Raw genomic sequence first — 19,987 nt, 5'->3', positions numbered from 1 at the left:
CTGGATTCAAATCGGTGTGATTCGGAAGCGATGTGGGGCTGCTTCCGACGCTGGTTTTCAGGGGGCCGAAGGCATGTCGCGTGCAGACGCCGCGAACGCGTGCGTCCAATCCGATTCGATCAAGGGATTGGCGCAATCGATCGCGAAACCTGCCTATCATCGGCTCCTGATCGCGGAGCCGGCGTTGCGCCGTGCCGTGCCGACGCTCATCATCGCCTTCCTGATCACGATCTGCCTCGGCGCCTTCGTGCAGGTGGTCGACCAGACGCGCCAGAAGCGACTGGTGATCCGCCACGACATTTCGGCGCTCGCCGACCTGCTCGCCGAGCGCATCGACCGCCTCACCTCGGTTCGCCAGGAGCGGCTCAAGACCATCGAGAGCCTGCCGATGCTGCTGCCCGATCTCATTCCGTCCTGGGCCACGGCTGCGGGCCGCCACGTCATCGTCACCTCCGCCGGCATCGACCGCCGCATCCTCGCCCGCGTCCCGGCCGATAGCGACGCTGTCGGCAACGATCGCCTGCTCGATGCGATCACGACCGCGCAGCTGATCGCCGCGCCGCCGCGCGACGGCGACATCGCCGACATGATGCTGCCGAGCGGCAACGCGGCGATGGCGACCTCGCGGCAGATCAAGTCACTGCCCGGCTTCGTCACCGTGATCCAGGAGCGCAACGAGCCGATCTGGGGCTCGGACGCCGCGCTCTCGGTGACGCTGTCGGCGACGACCGGCTTCGTCGTCCTGATCCTCGGCTTCGCCTTCCACTGGCAGTCGACCCGCGCCCGCGAAGGCGATCTCATCAACGACGCCGTGCGCGGCCGCATCGACACCGCCCTCAACCGCGGCCGCTGTGGCTTGTGGGACTGGGACCTGTCGCGCGGCCGGATCTTCTGGTCGCAGTCGATGTTCTCGATGCTCGGCCTCGACGGCCGTCACGAGCTCCTCACCTTCGGCGAGGTCAACGCGCTGGTGAAGTCCGACGACATCGACCTGTTCGCGATCGCCGACCAGCTGATCTCCGAGAAGATCGACCACATCGACCAGACCTTCCGCATGCAGCATGTCGACGGCCACTGGATCTGGCTTCGCGTCCGCTGCGAGAAGACGCGCGGGGCGACCGATTCCAGCGTGCACCTGATCGGGATCGCCGTCGACATCACCGAGCAGAAGAGCCTCGCCGAAAAGACCGTGGAAGCCGACCTCCGCCTGCGCGATGCGATCGAGACCATTCCGGAGGCCTTCGTGCTGTGGGATGCCAGCGACCGCCTGGTGCTCTGCAACTCGCACTTCCAGCGCCTGCACAAGCTGCCCGACAGCGCCGTCATCCCCGGCACCTCCTACGAGACCGTGCTCGAGGTCGGCCGCATGCCGGAGGTGCGCACCCGCCACAACGAGACCGGCGCCCAAGGCCCGGGCGCACGCACCTTCGAGGCGCAGCTCGACGACGGCAGCTGGCTGCACATCAGCGAGCGCCGCACCAAGGACGGCGGCTACGTCTCGGTCGGCACCGACATCACCCGCATCAAGGAGCACGAGCAGAAGCTGGTCGACAACGATCTGCGCCTGCGCGCCACCGTCATCGACCTCAAGCGCTCGCAGGCCGCGCTGGAGCGCCAGGCCGTCGAGCTGGCCGACCTCGCCGAGAAGTACCAGCGCGAGAAGACCCGCGCCGAGGAAGCCAACCAGACCAAGTCGAAATTCCTCGCCAATATGAGCCACGAGCTGCGCACGCCGCTCAATGCCATCATCGGCTTCTCCGAGATCATGGGCTCGGGCATGTTCGGCGAGCTCGGCAGCGAGAAGTACCAGGAATACTGCCAGGACATCCTGACCAGCGGCCATTATCTGCTCGAGGTCATCAACGACATCCTCGACATGTCCAAGATCGAGGCCGGCCGCATGAAGCTCGACATGGAACAGCTCGACCTTGCGCAAACGCTGGCGGAATCCTTGCGGGTCGTCACCGGCCGTGCGCAGGACAAGCAGCTGACGCTGGATGCCGACATCGCGAAATCCATCTCGGTCGTCGCCGACCGCCGCGCCACCAAGCAGATCATCGTCAACCTGCTCTCGAACGCGGTGAAGTTCACGCCGGACGGTGGACGCGTCGTGGTGCGCAGCCGACAGCTCGACGACCGGATCGTGCTGATGATCGCCGACACCGGCATCGGCATCGCGCCGCATTCGCTGGCGCGGCTCGGGCGTCCCTTCGAGCAGGTCGAGAGCCAGCTCACCAAGACCTATCACGGCTCGGGCCTCGGCCTCGCCATCGCCCGCTCGCTGGCCCAGCTCCACGGCGGCTCGATGCGGCTGCGCTCGAAGATCGACGTCGGCACCGTCGTGCGCGTGACCCTGCCGCGCGACGCGATCAAGGCAGCGGCCAGAATTTCGGCGGCGGCTTGAGCCAAGTGCCTACGGCCATCCTTCGAGACGCCCGCCTGCGGCGGGCCCTCAGGATGAGGACACGGTGCGGGGCAGCAGTTTCAAGAAAGCACAATGGCGCGGAGCCTCATCCTGAGGAGCGCGCCCGGCGCGCGTCTCGAAGGACGAGGCGCTTGCTCGGACCTACAATTGCAGCTTCGGCGCGACTTCGCGCGCGACGTTGACCAGCGCTGCGATCAGCGGCGTCATGGGATCGCGCTGCGGGATCACCAGGCCGATGCTGTAATTGACCTCGGGGTCGACGATCGGAATCGACCGCACGGTGTCGGACAGGCCGAGCGTCTCGGCGAGCTTGGCCGGCATCACGCTCGCCCAGCGCCCCGTCTTCACGTGCGTGAACAGAACCAGCAGCGAGTTCGACGTCAGCGTCGGCGTCGCCTCCGCGCCGACCGAGCGCAGCGCGCGGTCGATGATGCGGCGGTTCTGCATGTCGGGCGTCAGGAGGCACAGCGGCACCTGCCCGACCTCCTTCCACGTCACCGTCTCGCGGTCGCCGAACATCGCGTCCGGCGCGGTGAGGAGGCGATAGCTCTCGTTGTAGAGCGGGATGGTGCGCACCTTGCCGATCGGCTCGTTCTCGATATAGGTCAGTCCCGCATCGACCTCTAGATTTTCGAGCAGCCCGAGCACCTCGGACGAGGTGGTGGACTGGATGCGGAAGCGCACCTCGGGATGCTTGGCGCGGAACGGCGTCGTCAGCGCGGCGACCATGCCGAGCGCGGTCGGGATCGCGGCGATGCGGATCTCGCCGGAGAGCTGATGCTTCAGCCCGTTGATCTCGTCGCGCATCGCGCGGGCATCGCCGACGATCCGCCGCGCCCAGTCGAGTGCCCGCTCGCCTTCGGGGGTAAATCCCTGAAAGCGCGAGCCGCGCTGGACCAGCATCACCCCGAGGATCTCCTCAAGCTGCTTGAGCCCGGTCGACATCGTCGGTTGCGTCACGCCGCAGGCTTCGGCCGCGCGTCCGAAATGCCGCTCCTTCGCCAGCGCCAGCAATAGTTCAAGCTTGTCGATCAACCGGCCGTCCCCTCGAATTCCTTCGTGGCACGCAAGCTAGCACGCCGGGCCTGCACCAACACGTGAAAAACCGGCAGCCGATCCAGCTTTCATGGCCAATCCGTATCGATTGATTGCGGTTGCAGATCGATCGGAACGATGCGGGTGGCGCGGGCCTGGACCGACGTGCGCGAGGCCATCACGGCGCTGAAGCAGGCTATGACCCCTCCAGCAGCGCCCTGAACACGCGCCGCACCTCGCTCTGCGTCTCCTTCACCCGCGCCTCCAGCGAGGAGAAATCCGGCGCGTCGCCGGCGCGCGCCATCACGCGCAGCAGGTCGGTGCCGGCGGTTTCAGGCTTGAAGCGCTCGCTGACGCAGAGCCGCAGGATCTGCGTGAGGTCATGATAGAGCCGCGCCGCGGCCCGCAGGATCTCCGTCTCCGACTGCGCGAGCACGCCGATCCTGCAGGCATTCTCCAGCACCTGCATGGTGCTGACGTCGAGAATCTCGGGCTTGTCGTGCGCGTGCACGAGCTGCAGATATTGCGCGATGAAATCGATATCGACCATGCCGCCGGCGGCATGCTTGAGATCCCAGCAATCCGCCTCGCCCTTCTCCTGCGCGATCGCGCGCCGCATGTCGGCGACATCGTTCGCGATGATGGCGGGATCGCGGCGGCGAGTGAGGACATCGCGGATGACGCGCTCGATCCGTTCCCGGAATTCGGGCGAGGCCGACACAACGCGCGCGCGCGTCAGGGCCATGTGCTCCCAGGTCCAGGCCTCGTTGGCCTGGTAATCGGCGAACGAGATGAGGCTCGAGGCCACAGGACCTGCGCGTCCCGAGGGCCGCAGCCGCATGTCGATTTCGTAGAGCACGCCGTAATTGGTGCGCGTCGTGAACGCGCTGATCAGGCGCTGGGTCAGGCGGGCGAAATAATGCGCGCCTTGCAACGATTTCGGGCCATCGGAGTCCGGATTGTCGCTGTCGAAGTCGTAAAGCAGGATCAAATCGAGATCGGACGAGGCCGTCATCTCGCGGCTGCCGAGCCGGCCCATCGCGATGATCGCGGTCTGCTGACCCCTGATGCGGCCGTGCTGGGCGGCGAAGCGGTCGGCGACGAGGCCGTGCACGGTGTGGACGATTCCCTCCGCGACGTCGGCGAAGGCCGTGCTCGCCTGCTGCGCCGAGACGGTGCCGGAGAGAATGCGCGTGCCGATCAGGAACAGGCTCTCCTGCCCGAACAGGCGCAAGCGATCGAGGAACTCCTCGTATGAACCGGCGTCCTGCACCGTGGCAGCTAACCGCCCGGACAATTCCTGCCGGTCGGGCATGGCCCCGAAGAAGCGCGGATCGATCAGGCCGTCCATGAGCTGAGGCTGCCGCGCCAGCATATCGCCGAGCCGCGGCGCGGCTCCGAGCACCAGCGCCACCAGCGCGACGAGGTCGCGGTTCTGGCCGAGCAGCTTGATCAGCCGGCCGCCGCGCTGCAGTGCCCCGAGGAAATGATCGAACGAAACGACCGCGCGATCCGGCTCTTCGGCATGGGCAAGGCCGTCGATCAAGGCCGGCACGAACTCGACGAAGGCGCTTCGCGTCGCCTCGACGCGGAAGACCCGGTAGTCGCCGGAGATCCAGTCGCGCACCCTCTGCGCGACGGCGGCGGGCTTCTTGAAGCCGAGCGTCGCGAGGTGCTGCAGCAGGCGCGGATCGTCGGGGCCCGCACCGTAGTCGAGCGCCGGCAGCCTCGCCGTGTCGGTGGGGTCGTCGCCCTCGAACAGTTTTTCGTAGTGACCCTGGACGATCTGGAGCTGGTGCAAGAGATCGCGCGCAAACGCCTCGCGATTTTGATAGCCGAAGAACCACGCAAAGCGCTCGACCGCCTGCTTGTCCTCAGGCAGCGTGTGGGTCTGCTCGTCGGCGATCATCTGAAGGCGATGCTCGACCCGGCGCAGGAATTCGTACGCAGTCGTCAGCTCGTCGCGCGCCGCCACCGTGATCCAGTTGCTCGCGGCGAGCATGTCGAGCGCCCTCAGCGTCGGCCGCACCCGCAATTCCGGATTGCGGCCGCCGGCGATCAATTGCTGGGTCTGCGCGAAGAACTCGATCTCGCGAATGCCGCCGCGCCCGACCTTGACGTTGTGGCCCTCGACCGCCACCTCGCTCTGGCCGCGATAGGTCTGCATCTGCCGTTTCATGTCGTGCACGTCGGCAAGTGCGGCAAAGTCGAGATGCTTGCGCCAGACGAACGGCGCGATCTCCGTGAGCAATGCCTCGCCGGCCCTGAAATCGCCGGCACAGGCCCGCGCCTTGATCATCGCGGCGCGCTCCCAGGTGCGCCCTTCCCGCTCGTAATAGTTCAGCGCGGCATCCCGCGAGATCGCCACCTGGGTCGAGGACGGATCGGGCCGCAGCCGCAAATCGACGCGGAAGACGTAACCGTCATAGGTGCGCTGCTGCAGGATGCGCGCCATGCCTTGCGTCACGCGGACGAAGAACGGCTGCGGCTCGATATCGGGCGCGAGGCTCGTCGCATCGGGATCGAAGAATACGATGAGATCGATGTCGCTGGAATAGTTCAGCTCGCCCGCGCCCATCTTGCCCATCGCGAGCACGATCAGGCCGCAGCCCTCTTCAGGTGCCTCGGGATTGGGCGGTGAGAGCTTGCCGCGTGCGGCTTCCTGCCGCAGCAGGTATTGCAGCGCCGCCTGCACCGAGGACACCGCGACGTCGGTCAGCGCCGCCGTCACCCGCATCACCGGCCAGACCCCGCCGATGTCGCACAGCGCGATCAGGAGCGCAGCCTCCGCCTTCATGCGGCGGAGCAGCCGCATCACCTCGGCCTCGTCAGAGGCCGCGAGCACCGCGCTGCGCGCCTCCGCGATTAGCGCCGCCAGGTGCGCGCCCGGATCGCAGTCGAGCAGCCGGATCAGGCGCAAGGCATCGGCGCGCACCAGATCGAACAGATAGGGCGAATATTCCGCGATCCCGGCCAGGATGTCGCGCGCGAACGGATGCGCCAGCTGCGTTTCGAGACGGGCCGATTGTGCCGGCTCGAGCCCGGCCAGCCAGCTTTCGAAACGGCGTTCGTCGGTTGTGGAAGCGGCAATATGGGGAGCTTCCGCGAAGCGTGCGGCCAGCCTCTCACCATGCTTGTCCGCGTTTCCCGGCGCGGAGTGGTTCATGCCACCTTCTGTGGCACATCCGGTATTGGCGGAGCAACCCTGTCGCCCGCACCCGCGCGCGCCGGCAGCACGAGCGTGGCGACGAGGCCGGGATGGGCATCGCCCAGACGCAATTCGCCGCCGTGCAACGTCGCAACCGCCGAGGCGAGGCTGAGGCCGAGGCCCGAGCCCGGCAGCGTGCGGCTGGCCTCCAGCCGCACGAATCGCTCGATGGCGTGCTTGCGGTCGGCTTCGGGGATGCCGGGGCCGCGATCGGTGACGCTGAGCAGCACGTGGTCGCCGTCGCGCCTCGCCTCGATCGTGATTTGCCGTGCGTCCATGCTGACCACGGTTCCCGCCGCCTGTGCCGCGGGCTTGCCGTATTTGATCGCGTTCTCGACCAGATTGGCGAGCGCCTGGCTGATCAGCTCGCGATTGGCATGAACCGGTGCCTGCTCGCACTTGACCTTGAGGGCCACGCCGTCGTCCTCGGCGAGCGGCTCGTAGAGCTCGTGGATGCCCTCCGCGACCTCCGCGGCATCGAAGTCGTCCATGTTGCCGCGCGCCTGTCCGGATTCCGCGCGCGCGATCATCAGCAGCGCGTTGAAGGTCCGGATCAGCCCGTCGGACTCCTCGATCGTCCGCTCCAGTGCGGCCCGATAGTCCGCCTCGCAGCCTGATCTCGCCAATGCCTCCTCGGCGCGATTGCGCAGCCGCGTCAGCGGCGTCTTGAGGTCGTGAGCGATGTTGTCGGAAACCTCCTTCAGCCCCGCCATCAGCGTCTCGATCCGCTCCAGCATGGCGTTGAGGTTCTCGGCGAGGCGATCGATCTCGTCGCCGCTGCGCCCCACGGGCAGGCGCTCGCTGAGATCGCCGGTCATGATGCGCTGCGCCGTGCCGGTCATCGCGTCGATGCGCCTCAGCACCCGCCGCGCGACGAAGATGCCGCCGCCGAGGCCGAGCACGACGACGATCAGGACCGAAAACTGCGCCGCCTTGGCGACGATGCCGAACAGGCGCCGCCGCTCGGCAAGGTCGCGGCCGATCAGAAGCCGGAAGCCGTTCTCCAATTCGGTGACGCGAACGAGCGCGCGATGATCGCGGTCATCGCTGTCCTCGATCCGCCGGTAGGCCGTCTCCGACCAGCCGCGCGTCGCCATCACGCCCGGCGCCAGCGAGCCGACATTGCCGGCAATCGCCTGGCCCGTCGGCGTGGTCACGAGGTAGAGGTTGGCGCCCGGCCGCAGTGCGCGATACTCGATCGTGCGCACCAGGCGAACCATGCCGCCGCGGTCGTAGATCTCGTTGATCTCCGAGGTCTCGGCATTGACCGTCTGCGTGATCTCCTCGGTGATCAGCCGCCGCGTATTCCAGGCGAAATAGGCCAGCAGCGAGGCCGCGAACATCGCGAACAGCAGCAAATAGACCAGCGTCAGCCGGAACGCCGTGGTGCGGACGAGTTTACCGAATGCCGTCACGGATCATGTATCCGGCGCCGCGGATCGTGTGCAGCAGCGGGCGCTCGAAGCCCTTGTCGATCTTGGAGCGCAGCCGCGAGATGTGCACGTCGATCACGTTGGTCTGCGGATCGAAATGATAGTCCCAGACGTTCTCCAGCAGCATGGTGCGCGTCACCACCTGGCCGGCGTGCTTCATCAGGTATTCGAGCAGGCGGAATTCGCGCGGCTGCAGCGTCAGCTCGTCCTTGCCGCGGGCGACGCGATGCGAGAGCCGGTCGAGCTCGAGATCGCCGACGCGATAAAGCGTCTCCTCGGCCGGACCGCCGCGGCGACGCGACAGCACTTCGACGCGCGCCAGCAGCTCGGCGAAGGAATAGGGTTTCGGCAGATAGTCGTCGCCGCCGGCGCGCAGGCCCTTGATGCGGTCATCGACCTGCCCGAGCGCGGAGAGAATCAGCACCGGCGTCGTGTTGCCCTTGTCGCGCAATGCGCCGATCAGCGACAGGCCGTCGCGCTTGGGCAGCATGCGGTCGACCACCAGCACGTCGTACTCGCCGTTCTCCGCCATGGCGAGGCCTTCCTCGCCGTCAGCGGCGTGATCGGCGATGTGTCCGACTTCGCGAAACGCCTTGGCGAGGTAGTCGGCGGATTCGCGGTCGTCTTCGATGATGAGGAGGCGCATCGTGCGTTCGGCGGCGGTCAAGGAGGTCAACCTTCTCTAAACATGGCGCGAGCGGCAATCGCATGCAAGCCGAGCGGGAGAGGCTCGAAGCGGGAAAAAGGCGGGCGGTGAAGCTGGGGGGACCTCACCGCCCTAGGCCTTCCGACGGAGGGGGGCGTAATTCCACCGGAAGGTAGACGAGGGAAGCCAGCTTTGCGCTGCTCCCCCGAAGGGCGCCGGCGGCTGGGGCGACTGATGCCGGCGACACCCTTCATCTCGTAGGCCTCCTGAAGGCCTCAGCCCTTGGCGATGGGCACGGCGACGAAGCGCGACTGGCCGCCGCTCTTCACGCGCATCAGGACGCTGTTCTTGTTCTCGGTCCGCGCCGCGTTGATGGCGTCGCGGACTTCGCCGGCGGTCGCCACGCTCTTGCCGCCGACCTCGAGGATCACGTCGCCTTCCTTGAAGCCGCGTTCGGCCGCGGCGCTCTTCGGATCGACTTCGGTGACCACGACGCCTTCCTTGCCGGCGCCGGCCACGGAATTGGCAGGCGCAACGGTCATGCCGAGCTTCGGCACGTCGGTTCCCTTGCTGGCGCCCTTGCCGCTATCGTTGTCGGTGTCGGCCTTGGCCTCGACCGTGTTCGGCAACTGGCCGAGGGTGAGGTTGATGACCTTGTCCTGACCCTTATGCAGCACGTTGAGCTTCACGGTCGCGCCGGGCGCCATGCCGCCGATGGTGCGGGCGAGTTCGCGGGCATCCTTGACGGGCTCGCCATTGACCGCGGTGATCACGTCGCCGGACTCGATGCCCGCCTTCGCGGCCGGACCGTTCGCCTGCGGCTCCGCCACCAGCGCGCCTTCCGCCTTCTTCATGCCGAGGCTGTCGGCGATGTCGGAGGTGACGGGCTGGATCTGCACGCCGATCCAGCCGCGGCTGACCGAGCCCTTGTCCTTGAGCTGCGCAACCACGCTCTTGACCGTGTTCGCGGGAATCGAGAACGCGATGCCGACACTGCCGCCGGAGGGCGAGTAGATCGCGGTGTTGACGCCCATCACCTCGCCGTTGGTGTCGAAGGACGGACCGCCGGAATTGCCCTTGTTCACGGGCGCGTCGATCTGGATGAAATCGTCATACGGGCCGTTGCCGATGTCGCGGCCGCTCGCCGAGACGATGCCCGCGGTCACGGTGCCGCCGAGACCGAAGGGATTGCCGACCGCGAGCACCCAGTCACCGATCCGCGGCTTGCTATCTGCGAGCTTGGCGAACGGGAAGTTGGTGCTGCCCTCGACCTTGATCAGCGCAAGGTCGGTGCGCTGATCGGTGCCGATCACCTTGGCGGTGTAGGTCTTGCCGTCGTCGGTGGTGACCTCGACCTTGTCGGCGCCATCGACCACGTGGTTGTTGGTCACGGCATAGCCGTCAGCCGAGATGAAGAAGCCGGAGCCCTGCCCCTGCACGACGCGGCCACGACCGCCGCCCTTCAGGCCGGGGATGCCATCCGGACCGCCGAAGCGGCGGAAGAAGCGCTCCATCGGCGAGCCGGGCTGGAACGGCGAGGACGAATCGTCGCCATCATCGTTGCTCGCGGTCCTCTCCTTGATGTTGACCTTGACCGAGATCACCGAGGGCTTCACGCGCTCGACGATGTCGGCGAAGCCGATGGGACGCTCGACCTTGCGGACCTCGTTGTTCACCTGCGCATGCGCCGGGCTCGAGAACAGGTCGGCCGGCGAGGTCGACGGGCTGAAGCCATAGACGGCCGCGCCGAGACCGGCGACGACCGAAGCCATCAGCGCAAGCTTGCGCGCGGAAAACACCGATCGGCGCGGCTGCCGGTAGGACGGGAGGTTCGAAAGGTCGATGCGGTCGGTCATGCAGAAATCTCCAGGGCCTTTGAATTCCTGTTGGTGCCGGATGTCGGCACCTTGCGGACCTGAAGATGGGGATTGCCGCCTTACCGCGCGCTGGCGGTGGGGTTAAACTTTCGTAATGAAGGGTGACGGCAGATGCGGCAGTTTAGCACAGGCTGAAAATCGTTGCGTTGCAGGAACTTAATCGAGTTCCCCAACAAAGCGGCGGGCCCCTATTCTGGCCCGTCAGCTCGCCCTGACACTGACGATGAACTCGTCGACTTCCTGCTTCAAAGTCTCGGCCTGCCGCGACAGATCGACAGCCGAATCCCTGGCTTCGGCGGCCATGCGGCCGGTCTCGGCGGAGGTCGAGGTGATCTGGACGATATGGTTGGAGACGTCGAGGGTTCCGCGCGCGGCGTCCTGGGCGCTGCGCGTGATCTCCTGCGTGGCGTTGCGCTGCTGGGCGGTGTCGATCTCGATGCCCGACATGATGGACGAGATCTCCGACAGCGTTCTGGAAATGCCGTCGATCGCGCCGCGGGTCTCCGCGGTGATGCCCTGGATGCTGGCGACGTGGGAGGTGATCTCCTCCGTCGCCTTGCTGGTCTGATGCGCCAGATTCTTCACTTCCGAGGCGACCACCGCAAACCCCTTGCCCGCTTCGCCGGCCCGTGCCGCCTCGATGGTGGCGTTGAGCGCCAGGAGATTGGTCTGCGATGCGATCGCCTGCACGAGCTGGACGACCTCGCCGATCTTCTCGGCGGCATCCGACAGTGTGTGAATGGTATCGCGGCTCTTCTCCGCCTGGCTTGCAGCGCCTTCGGCGCGCTGGGTCGCGTCCGTGACGCGGCGGCTGATCGTGCCGATCGAATTCGTCATCGCCTCGGCAGACCCTGCGACCGTCTGCACGCTGGCGCTGGCCTGGCTCGCCGCGCTCGCGACCGCATTGGCCTTGGTGCTGGTGTCGTTGGCGGTCCGCGACAGCGTCTCTGCGTTGGTCTTCAGATGCACGGCCGATGACGCCACGCTGGCGACGACACTGGCGACGAGATCGTTGAAGCGCTTGATCCTGTCATCGAGGAACTTCGACCGCTCGGCCTGATGCTGCGCTTCATGCAGCTGCTGCTCGGAGAGGCGGCGCCGCTCGATACCGCTGGTCTTGAACACCTCCAGCGCACCGGCAAGCAGGCCGATCTCGTTGCTGCGGCCGAGCCCCGGCACCGGCGTGTCGAACTTCTGGTCGGCAACCTCGCGCATGGCATGCACGATCGCCGCCAGCGGATTGAGGATGCCGTTGCGCACGGCGAACCAGGTGGTGACGCAGATCGCGACAGCGACGACGGCGATCACACCGCAGGCGACCAGGAAATAAGAGAACGCGGTCTGCGCCTGCTGGTAGATCTGCATGGCATGATCGCGCGCCGGGCCGCTCAGCGCGGCGAAGTCCGAGGACAGGCTGGTGATCTCGTTGTTGAGATAGAGCACCGCGATGAAGCCGGTGCCGCCTCCGATGCCAAGCAGGAACAATAACGCAGCGACGACGGCGCCGACCAGGAAGCGGATCGTCAGATTGCTGTTCGCGAACATCGGGGGACTCAGGGGCTGGAATCAGATCTCGCGACAAGCTTCCAGACAAAGGTCAATTTAGCATGAACCACGCAGCCGTTGCCGCGGACTGCGTGGCACCACGTAGCTGGATGGCTTCAGAACGAATTGGCTTCAGGGCGATTTGGATTCGTCCGACATCAAGGCCGCGAGCCGCGCCTGTTCGTCGGGCGTGAGCGGCGGCGCCGGTACGTCCACACCACTTCGCGAGCGGCGGCGGATTTGCAGCCACAGCGCCAGGCCGCCGCCGATCAGCAGCACCGGCCCGAGCAGCCACAGCAGCAGCGTCTGCCGCTCGAAGCGCGGCTTGAGCAGCACGAACTCGCCGTAGCGCGCCACCAGGAAATCGAGCACCTGCGCATTGCTGTCGCCGGCCGCGATGCGCTCGCGCACCAGCAGCCGCAGGTCGCGTGCCAGCGGCGCATCGGAATCGTCGATCGACTGGTTCTGGCACACCATGCAGCGAAGCTCGCGCGACAATTCGCGCGCCCGCGATTCCTTCACCGGATCCGACATGATCTCGTCGGGCTGCACGGCGTGGGCCGCCGGCAAAGCCAGCAGCAGCAAGGCGACGAAGGCGGCCATCATCCGGCGCATCGGATCATTCCGCGGGCTGCAGGCGCTGCTTGGCCCGCGCCGGTTTCGGCGCGCCGACCCGCAGGCGGCGGTCGGACAGCGAGAGCACGCCGCCGAACGCCATCAGCACCGGCCCCCACCAAATCAGAAGGACCAGCGGCTTGTGATAGATGCGCACGGCAATGGCGCCCTCGGCGGTGGCGTCGCCGAGCGATACGTAGAGCTGGCTCGCCCCGCGCGTCAGCAGCGCCGCCTCGGTGGTCGACGAGCCGCGCGTGGTGAAGCTGCGCTTGGACGGCGTCATCACCGTCACCGCCTCGCCATCGCGGCTGATCCTGAACTCGGCGATCATCTCGCGGTAGTTCGGGCCCTGGCGTTGAAACAGCCCGTCGAGCTTCAGATCGTAACCGGCGACATGGGCGACGTCGTTCGGCTTCATGGTCGCGATATATTCGCTGTTCCAGGTGGTCTCGCAGACGATCCCGATCAGCGCAACGCCGAGGCCGGCATGCGCGAACGCGGTGCCCCAGGCCGAGCGCGGCAGGCCGCGTGCCCGGTGCAGCACCGTTGCGAATGGCAGGCGCACCAGGCCCGTCCGTTCGACCAGGTCGGTGACCGCGCCGGCGATGACGAAGACGCCGAGCCCGATCGCGAGCGGCGCCAGCGCGCTGCCGCCCCGCACCCAGGCCCAGACGATGGCGACCACGACCAGCCCGGCGACGCCGGCCGCCAGCAGGCGCTGCATCACGCCGAGCAGGTCGCCGCGCTTCCACGCCAGCATCGGCCCGAACGGCACCGCGAGCAGCAGCAGCACGAACAGCGGCGCGAAGGTGAGATTGTAGAAGGGTGCGCCGACCGACATCTTGAAATCGGCGAGCATCTCCATCGCGAGCGGATAGAGCGTGCCGAACAGCACCACGGCGCAGGCCACCGTGAGCAGGAGATTGTTCAGCACCAGCGCGCCCTCGCGCGAAATCGGCGCGAACAGGCCGCCCTGCTTCAGCGAGGTGGCGCGGCCCGCGAACAGCGACAGGCTGCCGCCGATGAACAGGCACAGGATCAAGAGGATGAACACGCCGCGGGTCGGATCGGTGGCGAAGGCGTGCACCGAGGTGATGACGCCCGAGCGCACCAGGAAGGTGCCGAGCAGCGACAGCGAGAAGGTCAGGATCGAGAGCAGAATGGTCCAGACCTTCAGCGCGTTGCGCTTCTCCATCACCAGCGCCGAATGCAAGAGCGCGGTGCCGGCGAGCCAGGGCATCAGCGAAGCGTTCTCCACCGGATCCCAGAACCACCAGCCGCCCCAGCCGAGCTCGTAATAGGCCCAGTACGAACCCATGGCGATGCCGAGGGTCAGGAAGATCCATGCGACCAGCGTCCATGGCCGCACCCAGCGCGCCCAGGCCGCATCGATCCGGCCCTCCATCAGCGCCGCGATCGCGAATGAGAACGAGATCGAGAAGCCGACATAGCCGAGATAGAGCATCGGCGGATGCACGGCGAGACCGATGTCCTGGAGCACGGGATTGAGATCGCGTCCCTCGATCGGCGGATTGACGATGCGCAGGAACGGATTCGATGTCATCAGGATGAAGAGGTAGAACGCGCTTGCGATCCAGGCCTGCACGGCCAGCACATGCGCGCGCAGCGAGAGAGGCAGATTGTTGCCGAAGCTCGCGACCAAGCCGCCGAACAGCGCGAGGATCGACACCCACAGCAGCATCGAGCCTTCATGATTTCCCCACACGCCGGTGATCTTATAGAGCAGCGGCTTCATCGAGTGGGAATTCTCGTAGACGTTGGCGACGGAGAAATCCGAGTTCACGTGCAGCATCACCAGCGCCGTGAACGAGGCGCCGACGAACAGCAGCTGCGCCAGTGCGGTCGAGCGCGCCACGTTCATCAGGGCGGCGTCGCCAAGGCGCGCACCAATCAGCGGTACCACGGACTGGATCAGTGCCAGAGCGAGCGCCAGCACCAGCGCGTAATGCCCGGACTCCGCGATCACCGCACCGCTCCCTGCGGATTGCCCTGCGCGGTCGTCGCCGCGGGTTTGGCGGCACCGGAGGCTTGGGTACCAGAGGCTTGGGTAGCGGAGCTTTGGGCGCCGTAATCGTCCTTCCAATGCCCCTGCTTCTTCAGGGCATCGGCGACGTCCTTGGGCATGTAGGTCTCGTCGTGCTTGGCAAGGACGGTATCGGCCTTGAACACGCCATTGGCGTCGAGCGCGCCTTCCGCGACGACGCCCTGCCCTTCGCGGAACAGATCGGGCAGAATGCCTTTGAAGGCGACCGGCAGCTTGGCGTTGCCGTCGGCGACCTCGAACGTCACCGCGAGATTGTCGCCGCGCTGGAGCGAGCCGGGCTGCACCAGGCCGCCGAGGCGAAACCGTTTTCCCGGCTCGACATGCTTTTCGGCGACCATGGTCGGGGTCGAGAAGAACACGATGGAGTCGCGCAGCGCGTTGAGCACCAGCGCGGCCGCGAGCGCGAGCACGGCGAGCGATCCGCCGATGATGGTCATACGTCGCTGCTTGCGCGTCATGGCGTTTCCGTTCTCCGCATCTGTCGTCCCGAAATCGTCATCCGCCGATCCCGAGAGTCCTCAGGCCTTCGTTGAGCTGGCGCAGCCGCTCGGCGTTGCTGGCAACCGCCTGCCGGGCATCGGCCGAAGCGCCCAGTGCCTTGTCCCGCTCGCCCATCACCAGATAGGCGCGCACCAGACGCAGCCAGCCTTCGACGTCGTCGCCGTTCTGCTTCAGCCGCGTCGCCAGACGGTCGACCATGCCGCGCACCATGGCAGTGCGATCGGTTTCGGCCATGTCCTTGGAGGCCGCAATCGTCTCGTCGGACAGCGCCGGCAGCGTGCTGCCCCCACCGACCCGCGCCAGCGAAGATTGCACCAGTGCGCGCCACGGCGCATCCGCCGGCGCTCTCGCCAGCAGCCCACGCCAGATATTGGCCGCGTCGTCCTTGCGGCCATCCTGCTCGGCGGCAAGGCCGAGGAAATAGTTCGCCTTGGGATCGTCGGCGTTCAAGGCGTGTGCGCGCTCGAATTCGGCCTTGGCCTCGGCAGTCACCACGCCACCGGCGGCGGCCGAGATCGCTTCACCGAGATCGGACCGGCGCTCCGCGCTCTCGCCATTGTAGGTGAGCGAATTGCGATAGGCGCGCACCGCGTCGTCGAAGCGGCCGAGCCGCTCCAGAACCGGCGCGAGCACGTTCCAGCCGCGCCCGTCCGTCGGATTCTTTTCCAGATGCTGCTCGACCTGCACGACGAGGTTCTCGAGCGACTGCGCCATGCCGGACCCGCGCTCCCGCTGCGCCAGGGGAAAGTCCTGCAGCCGCGGTGAGCCGAGCGGCATGTAGACCCCGACCGCAACGAGCGGCAGGCCCGCAAGCGCCAGCACGGCCGCCGCACGGCGCCATTTGAGATTCGACGTCGGCGCCGTTGCCGGCTCACTGGCCGCCGCCGCGAGCAGCCTGCGGCTGATCTCGACGCGCGCAGCCTCGGCCTCGGGCGCCAAGATCAACCCTGCGGCGAGATCACGCTCGATCTCGGCCAATTGGTCCTTGTAGACCGCGACCTCGCTACCCTGATCCTGCGCGCGGCTGCTGCGGCCAAGCGGCCAGAGCACGGCGAAAATCGCCGCGACCGTCATCAGCGCGAACACGAACCATAGCGTCATCTGGCAAGCTTCCGGCGGCGCCTGAACCGCGCCTGTAGGTGCCTTTACACCACGGCCGGAGGATGCGGCAATTGACAATTGTCAATTCGGCGCGACCCGCATGTCGTCCCGAAAAGGTGAAAATCCAACGGCTTAGCCGATCTCGAAGTCGACACTTTGCGCGGCCTGCTCGCCGTGCCCGTTGAAGGCCTTCAGGAAGTATGTCCCCGGCTTGATTGCATCCGGCAATCTGATGCGCAGCGCTCCGACCGGAACCCGAGATGCAACCCTCGTGACGGTCTCAGGCAGATGCCGATCGCTGGCCTTCTCGACCAGCACCACCTTGGCCCCAACCATCAGCCGTTGATACTTGGCCACGACGACGCGGTTCTCGATTTCGATCGAGCTGATAACGGGTTTCATGCGCCCACAGATAGAAATTCCCAGACTTGCACCGGAAAAGTACGGTGCGCCGTCGGCGCCGTCAACCTCTACTTGCGATCGAAAAAAATGCGCGCCGATCAGCCTGCGCGCGACGATTTGCGCTCGCCCGTGAGTGCATTTTCGGCGGCCCGGCTCATCAATGAGGCGTAATCGTCGCCGAACAGCACCTGGCAGAAGCGGATCGCGGCCTGCACCTGCTGCTGCCGATAGGTGCGAACTTTGTGATCGGCGGCGCGCAGCGACTGCACCAGCTGCTCGGTCGACCGTTCCACATATTGCTGGAGATCGGAATAGGTGCGCAGCGTCACCTCGTTGATCGCAAGCTCGCTCGCATAATTGCGGCACGTCGCGACGAAGTCGATCAGGGCCACCGTCTCCTCGACTTCGGTGCTGTCGATCCGCGCCCCTGGCGGAATGTCCTTTTCGGGGCGCTGGCGCAGGATGCGGCGGACGCGGCCGGGAACGCTGTCGATCTCGGACTGCAGCGCATTGGAGATGTCGGCCCGGATCGAGGTCAGTTGCTTGCCCCAGGCGGAATCGTTGCGCAGGTCGAGCTCGGTGCGCAGTCCGCGCACGCCGTCGTGCAGCGTCTTGAGGTTGCCGGCGACATTGTCGAAACGGCCGCGCTTGATGTCCATGCGCAGGATCGCGGCGACGCAGGACAAATCGTGCAGAGCAATCGTGACGGCGATACCGTAGGGCGTCGCCGCGACGCGGATCTCGTCATCGGACGCCGCTATCTTGACGGCAAGGCGGATGATCTGCCAGGGCGCGGTCATCCGCTGCACGACGATCGACAAGGCGAAAGGCAGCATCTGCGGCGTCTGAAGCGCCGGAATGTTGAGCGCCGACGTGACCGAAGCGATCTGGGAATCCCCGAAGGCCCGCAAGGTGCGCGGCAATTTCTCGTTCAACGTCGCAATGGCGTCCCGGACCTGGAGCACCGCACCGATCGAATAGAGATCCTCGATCACGTTGGGCGGTCCGACCCGGGCAAGCGCCCGCGACTTGTCGCCGCCCCCCGGCCCAGTCAGTTGAAAGATGGCGGCCGCGGCCACGGCCTGAAGCTTCTGCGCCAGGGCTTCGACCTGCCCTGCACTGTCGGCCGGCATGCGCGACAGCACCGCCTCGAATTCGTTCAGTTTGTCCGGTGCGCCGTCGCGGCCAAGCCACTGCCAGATCGGCTGCAGCGAGGAGCGGCGAATCTGGCCGGCCCGGAGCGGAGTGCCCGCTTCAACGAGGAACGGTTCCAACACCTGGAACAGCAGCCGCGACAGATCGTCCGTGCGCGGCGGCAAAGCCTCGTTGGCCTCGCTCTTGCGGACGATCTTGCGCAGCTGCTCGAGCACGAGGGTGGCCACCGCCGTGTCTTGGCCGCGCTCCAGCGCACGCTCGAACTCCCGCATCAGCAGCGCCTGCGACTGCGGCGGGAGCTGCGCGAGATATTCCCTCAGCCGCTCGATCGATGTCTGGCTCATGCGCCCGGTAATGCACGGTAAAATGGCGGACATGGGATGGGTCCGGCGCGATCATAGGGGGTCCCCACTTAAGAAGCCGTTTAGGAAGCTGCCTTGAATGCCTCCCGTGCTTCCTAGAGGAGCCTCGGCCGAGCCGGAAATTGTCGTCGAAACAAGGGATTATACTCCCGGAAGAACCAGCTCGGCGCGCAGGCCCCCAGTCGGCGCGCTGCCGAGCGAAAGGCTGCCGCCATAGAGGGCGGCGAGGTCGGTCACGATCGACAGCCCCAGTCCCGACCCGGGCTTCGACTCGTCGAGGCGTTGGCCGCGCCGGGCGACCTGGGCGCGCTCGGCTTCCGTCAGGCCGGGGCCGTCGTCATCGACGATGACCCGCAAACGCGGGCCGGCGCCGGCCTGCTGCGGCGGCTCGACGAGGACCTCGATGAGGACGCGCGAGGCCGCCCATTTGCAGGCATTGTCGACGAGGTTGCCGACCATCTCCTCCAGATCCTGCCGCTCGCCCCGGAACTTGGCCGATGTATCGGCCTTGGCCTCGACCACGATGCGGCGGTCGCGATGGATCTTTTCCATGGTTCGCCGCAGCGCCTCGATGGCAGGCGCCACCTCCGTCACGGTGGCGACCACCGAGACCCGTGCCGCGATGCGGGCCCGCTCCAGGTGATGGGCAACCTGGTCGCGCATCACATCCGCCTGCTCCATCACCTTCTCCGCAAACGGATCGGCCGCATGCGCGCTGGCTTCGTTGACGATGACCGAAAGCGGCGTCTTGATCGCATGGGCGAGATTGCCGACATGGGTACGGGCCCGTTCGACGATCTCCCGATTGGCATCGATCAGCGCGTTGGTCTCGCGCGCCAGCGGCGCGATCTCGACCGGGAATTCACCCTCGAGCCGTTCCGCCCGCCCGGAGCGGATGTCGGCGATCGCTTCCGAGATGCGCTTGAGCGGTGCAAGGCCGAAACGGACCTGGAACACGGTCGTCAGCAGCAGCACGATGCCGAGCGCAGTGAAGGTGCCGCCGAGATAGTAGTCGAAGCTGCGTGTCTCGTCGAAGATCTCGGTGTCGTCCCCGGCGACGCTGACCAGAAATTTGCCGTCGGCACCGAGATCGACCGGCCGTTCCACCATGCGCAGATTCTGCCCTTCCGGCCCGTCGACATAGGCGAGGCGGATACCGGCGGCGGTGAGCTCGGCACCCTGCTCTTCCAGCTTCGGCAGCTTCTTGTCCCAAAGCGAGCGCGAGGAGCGCACTTCCGGCTTTTCGGTGTCGGTCCGCGTGATCTGCCAGTACCAGCCGGAGAGCGGCAGCTCGAACAGGGGCTCGCCGAGCGACTGGAACTGGCGGTCCGGGGGCTCGTCGGGGGTTGCGACCTCGGCGATGAGGGTGCGCAGATAAAGATTGAGCCGGCGGTCGAAGGCGCGCTCGGTGGCGTTCTTGTAGACCGACGACAGCACGACGCCCGTGATGGCCAGGATCACCACGAGCCAGGCCGTCGCCGACAGGAACAGTCGGTTCGCAAGCGAGCTAGCGGCCATCGGAATGATCCCGGGCGGCACAGGATGGCAGGTCGTCGGAGGTCATGACCGGACCAAGGGCCCTGTTCGGCCTCCCGTCAAGCCAAGATACTAAAAGGC

Annotated in this window: 14 protein-coding genes; 1 reads left to right on the top strand and 13 read right to left on the bottom strand. The window is 66.5% G+C overall.

What is annotated here, in order from left to right; all coding sequences use genetic code 11:
- Positions 1 to 73 precede the first annotated feature (73 nt).
- Positions 74 to 2,404: a PAS domain-containing sensor histidine kinase gene (locus tag HZZ13_RS18030; RefSeq protein WP_197960883.1), complete on the top strand. Its 2,331-nt coding sequence runs from the start codon at positions 74 to 76 to the stop codon at positions 2,402 to 2,404.
- A 162-nt stretch (positions 2,405 to 2,566) separates the two neighbouring features.
- Here HZZ13_RS18030 and HZZ13_RS18025 read toward each other — a convergent pair whose 3' ends face one another.
- From HZZ13_RS18025 to HZZ13_RS17965, 13 genes are all read right to left on the bottom strand, one after another.
- A complete protein-coding gene (locus HZZ13_RS18025; protein ID WP_197960882.1) occupies positions 2,567 to 3,460 on the bottom strand; it encodes a LysR family transcriptional regulator in 894 nt (297 codons plus the stop codon).
- Between the two features lie 196 nt (positions 3,461 to 3,656).
- The gene (locus HZZ13_RS18020; protein ID WP_197960881.1) at positions 3,657 to 6,626 is read right to left on the bottom strand and encodes a bifunctional [glutamine synthetase] adenylyltransferase/[glutamine synthetase]-adenylyl-L-tyrosine phosphorylase; all 2,970 of its coding nucleotides are present in this window, start codon (positions 6,624 to 6,626) and stop codon (positions 3,657 to 3,659) included.
- Positions 6,623 to 8,083 (bottom strand): sensor histidine kinase, encoded by a 1,461-nt coding sequence (locus tag HZZ13_RS18015; protein WP_197960880.1) that lies wholly within the window; start codon positions 8,081 to 8,083, stop codon positions 6,623 to 6,625. The genes HZZ13_RS18020 and HZZ13_RS18015 overlap by 4 nt, the downstream gene beginning before the upstream one ends.
- Positions 8,067 to 8,747, bottom strand: coding sequence for a response regulator transcription factor (locus tag HZZ13_RS18010; RefSeq protein WP_036035209.1), 681 nt, complete (start codon positions 8,745 to 8,747; stop codon positions 8,067 to 8,069). Before HZZ13_RS18010 ends, HZZ13_RS18015 begins: the two co-directional genes overlap by 17 nt.
- Positions 8,748 to 9,022: 275 nt before the next feature.
- On the bottom strand, positions 9,023 to 10,603 hold the full coding sequence (locus HZZ13_RS18005; RefSeq protein WP_197960879.1) for a Do family serine endopeptidase: 1,581 nt from the start codon (positions 10,601 to 10,603) through the stop codon (positions 9,023 to 9,025).
- 222 nt (positions 10,604 to 10,825) lie between these two features.
- Entirely contained in the window at positions 10,826 to 12,169 is a 1,344-nt protein-coding gene (locus tag HZZ13_RS18000) for a methyl-accepting chemotaxis protein (protein WP_197960878.1), read from the bottom strand.
- A gap of 132 nt (positions 12,170 to 12,301) precedes the next feature.
- On the bottom strand, positions 12,302 to 12,784 hold the full coding sequence (locus HZZ13_RS17995) for a cytochrome c-type biogenesis protein (RefSeq protein ID WP_197960877.1): 483 nt from the start codon (positions 12,782 to 12,784) through the stop codon (positions 12,302 to 12,304).
- Positions 12,785 to 12,788: 4 nt separating this feature from the next.
- Entirely contained in the window at positions 12,789 to 14,771 is a 1,983-nt protein-coding gene (locus tag HZZ13_RS17990) for a heme lyase CcmF/NrfE family subunit (protein WP_197960876.1), read from the bottom strand.
- The gene (ccmE, locus tag HZZ13_RS17985; protein ID WP_197960875.1) at positions 14,768 to 15,307 is read right to left on the bottom strand and encodes a cytochrome c maturation protein CcmE; all 540 of its coding nucleotides are present in this window, start codon (positions 15,305 to 15,307) and stop codon (positions 14,768 to 14,770) included. Before ccmE ends, HZZ13_RS17990 begins: the two co-directional genes overlap by 4 nt.
- A gap of 37 nt (positions 15,308 to 15,344) precedes the next feature.
- Entirely contained in the window at positions 15,345 to 16,451 is a 1,107-nt protein-coding gene (ccmI, locus tag HZZ13_RS17980; protein ID WP_197960874.1) for a c-type cytochrome biogenesis protein CcmI, read from the bottom strand.
- Positions 16,452 to 16,583: 132 nt separating this feature from the next.
- Entirely contained in the window at positions 16,584 to 16,853 is a 270-nt protein-coding gene (locus HZZ13_RS17975) for a hypothetical protein (RefSeq protein WP_197960873.1), read from the bottom strand.
- Between the two features lie 98 nt (positions 16,854 to 16,951).
- The gene (locus HZZ13_RS17970; protein WP_197961104.1) at positions 16,952 to 18,352 is read right to left on the bottom strand and encodes a hypothetical protein; all 1,401 of its coding nucleotides are present in this window, start codon (positions 18,350 to 18,352) and stop codon (positions 16,952 to 16,954) included.
- Positions 18,353 to 18,511: 159 nt separating this feature from the next.
- Complete coding sequence (locus HZZ13_RS17965) at positions 18,512 to 19,888, bottom strand: ATP-binding protein (RefSeq protein ID WP_197960872.1); 1,377 nt, start codon at positions 19,886 to 19,888, stop codon at positions 18,512 to 18,514.
- Between the last annotated feature and the right edge of the window lie 99 nt (positions 19,889 to 19,987).

Source organism: Bradyrhizobium agreste (assembly GCF_016031625.1).
GTDB lineage: Bacteria > Pseudomonadota > Alphaproteobacteria > Rhizobiales > Xanthobacteraceae > Bradyrhizobium > Bradyrhizobium agreste.
This window is presented reverse-complemented; position numbering and strand designations above follow the sequence as displayed.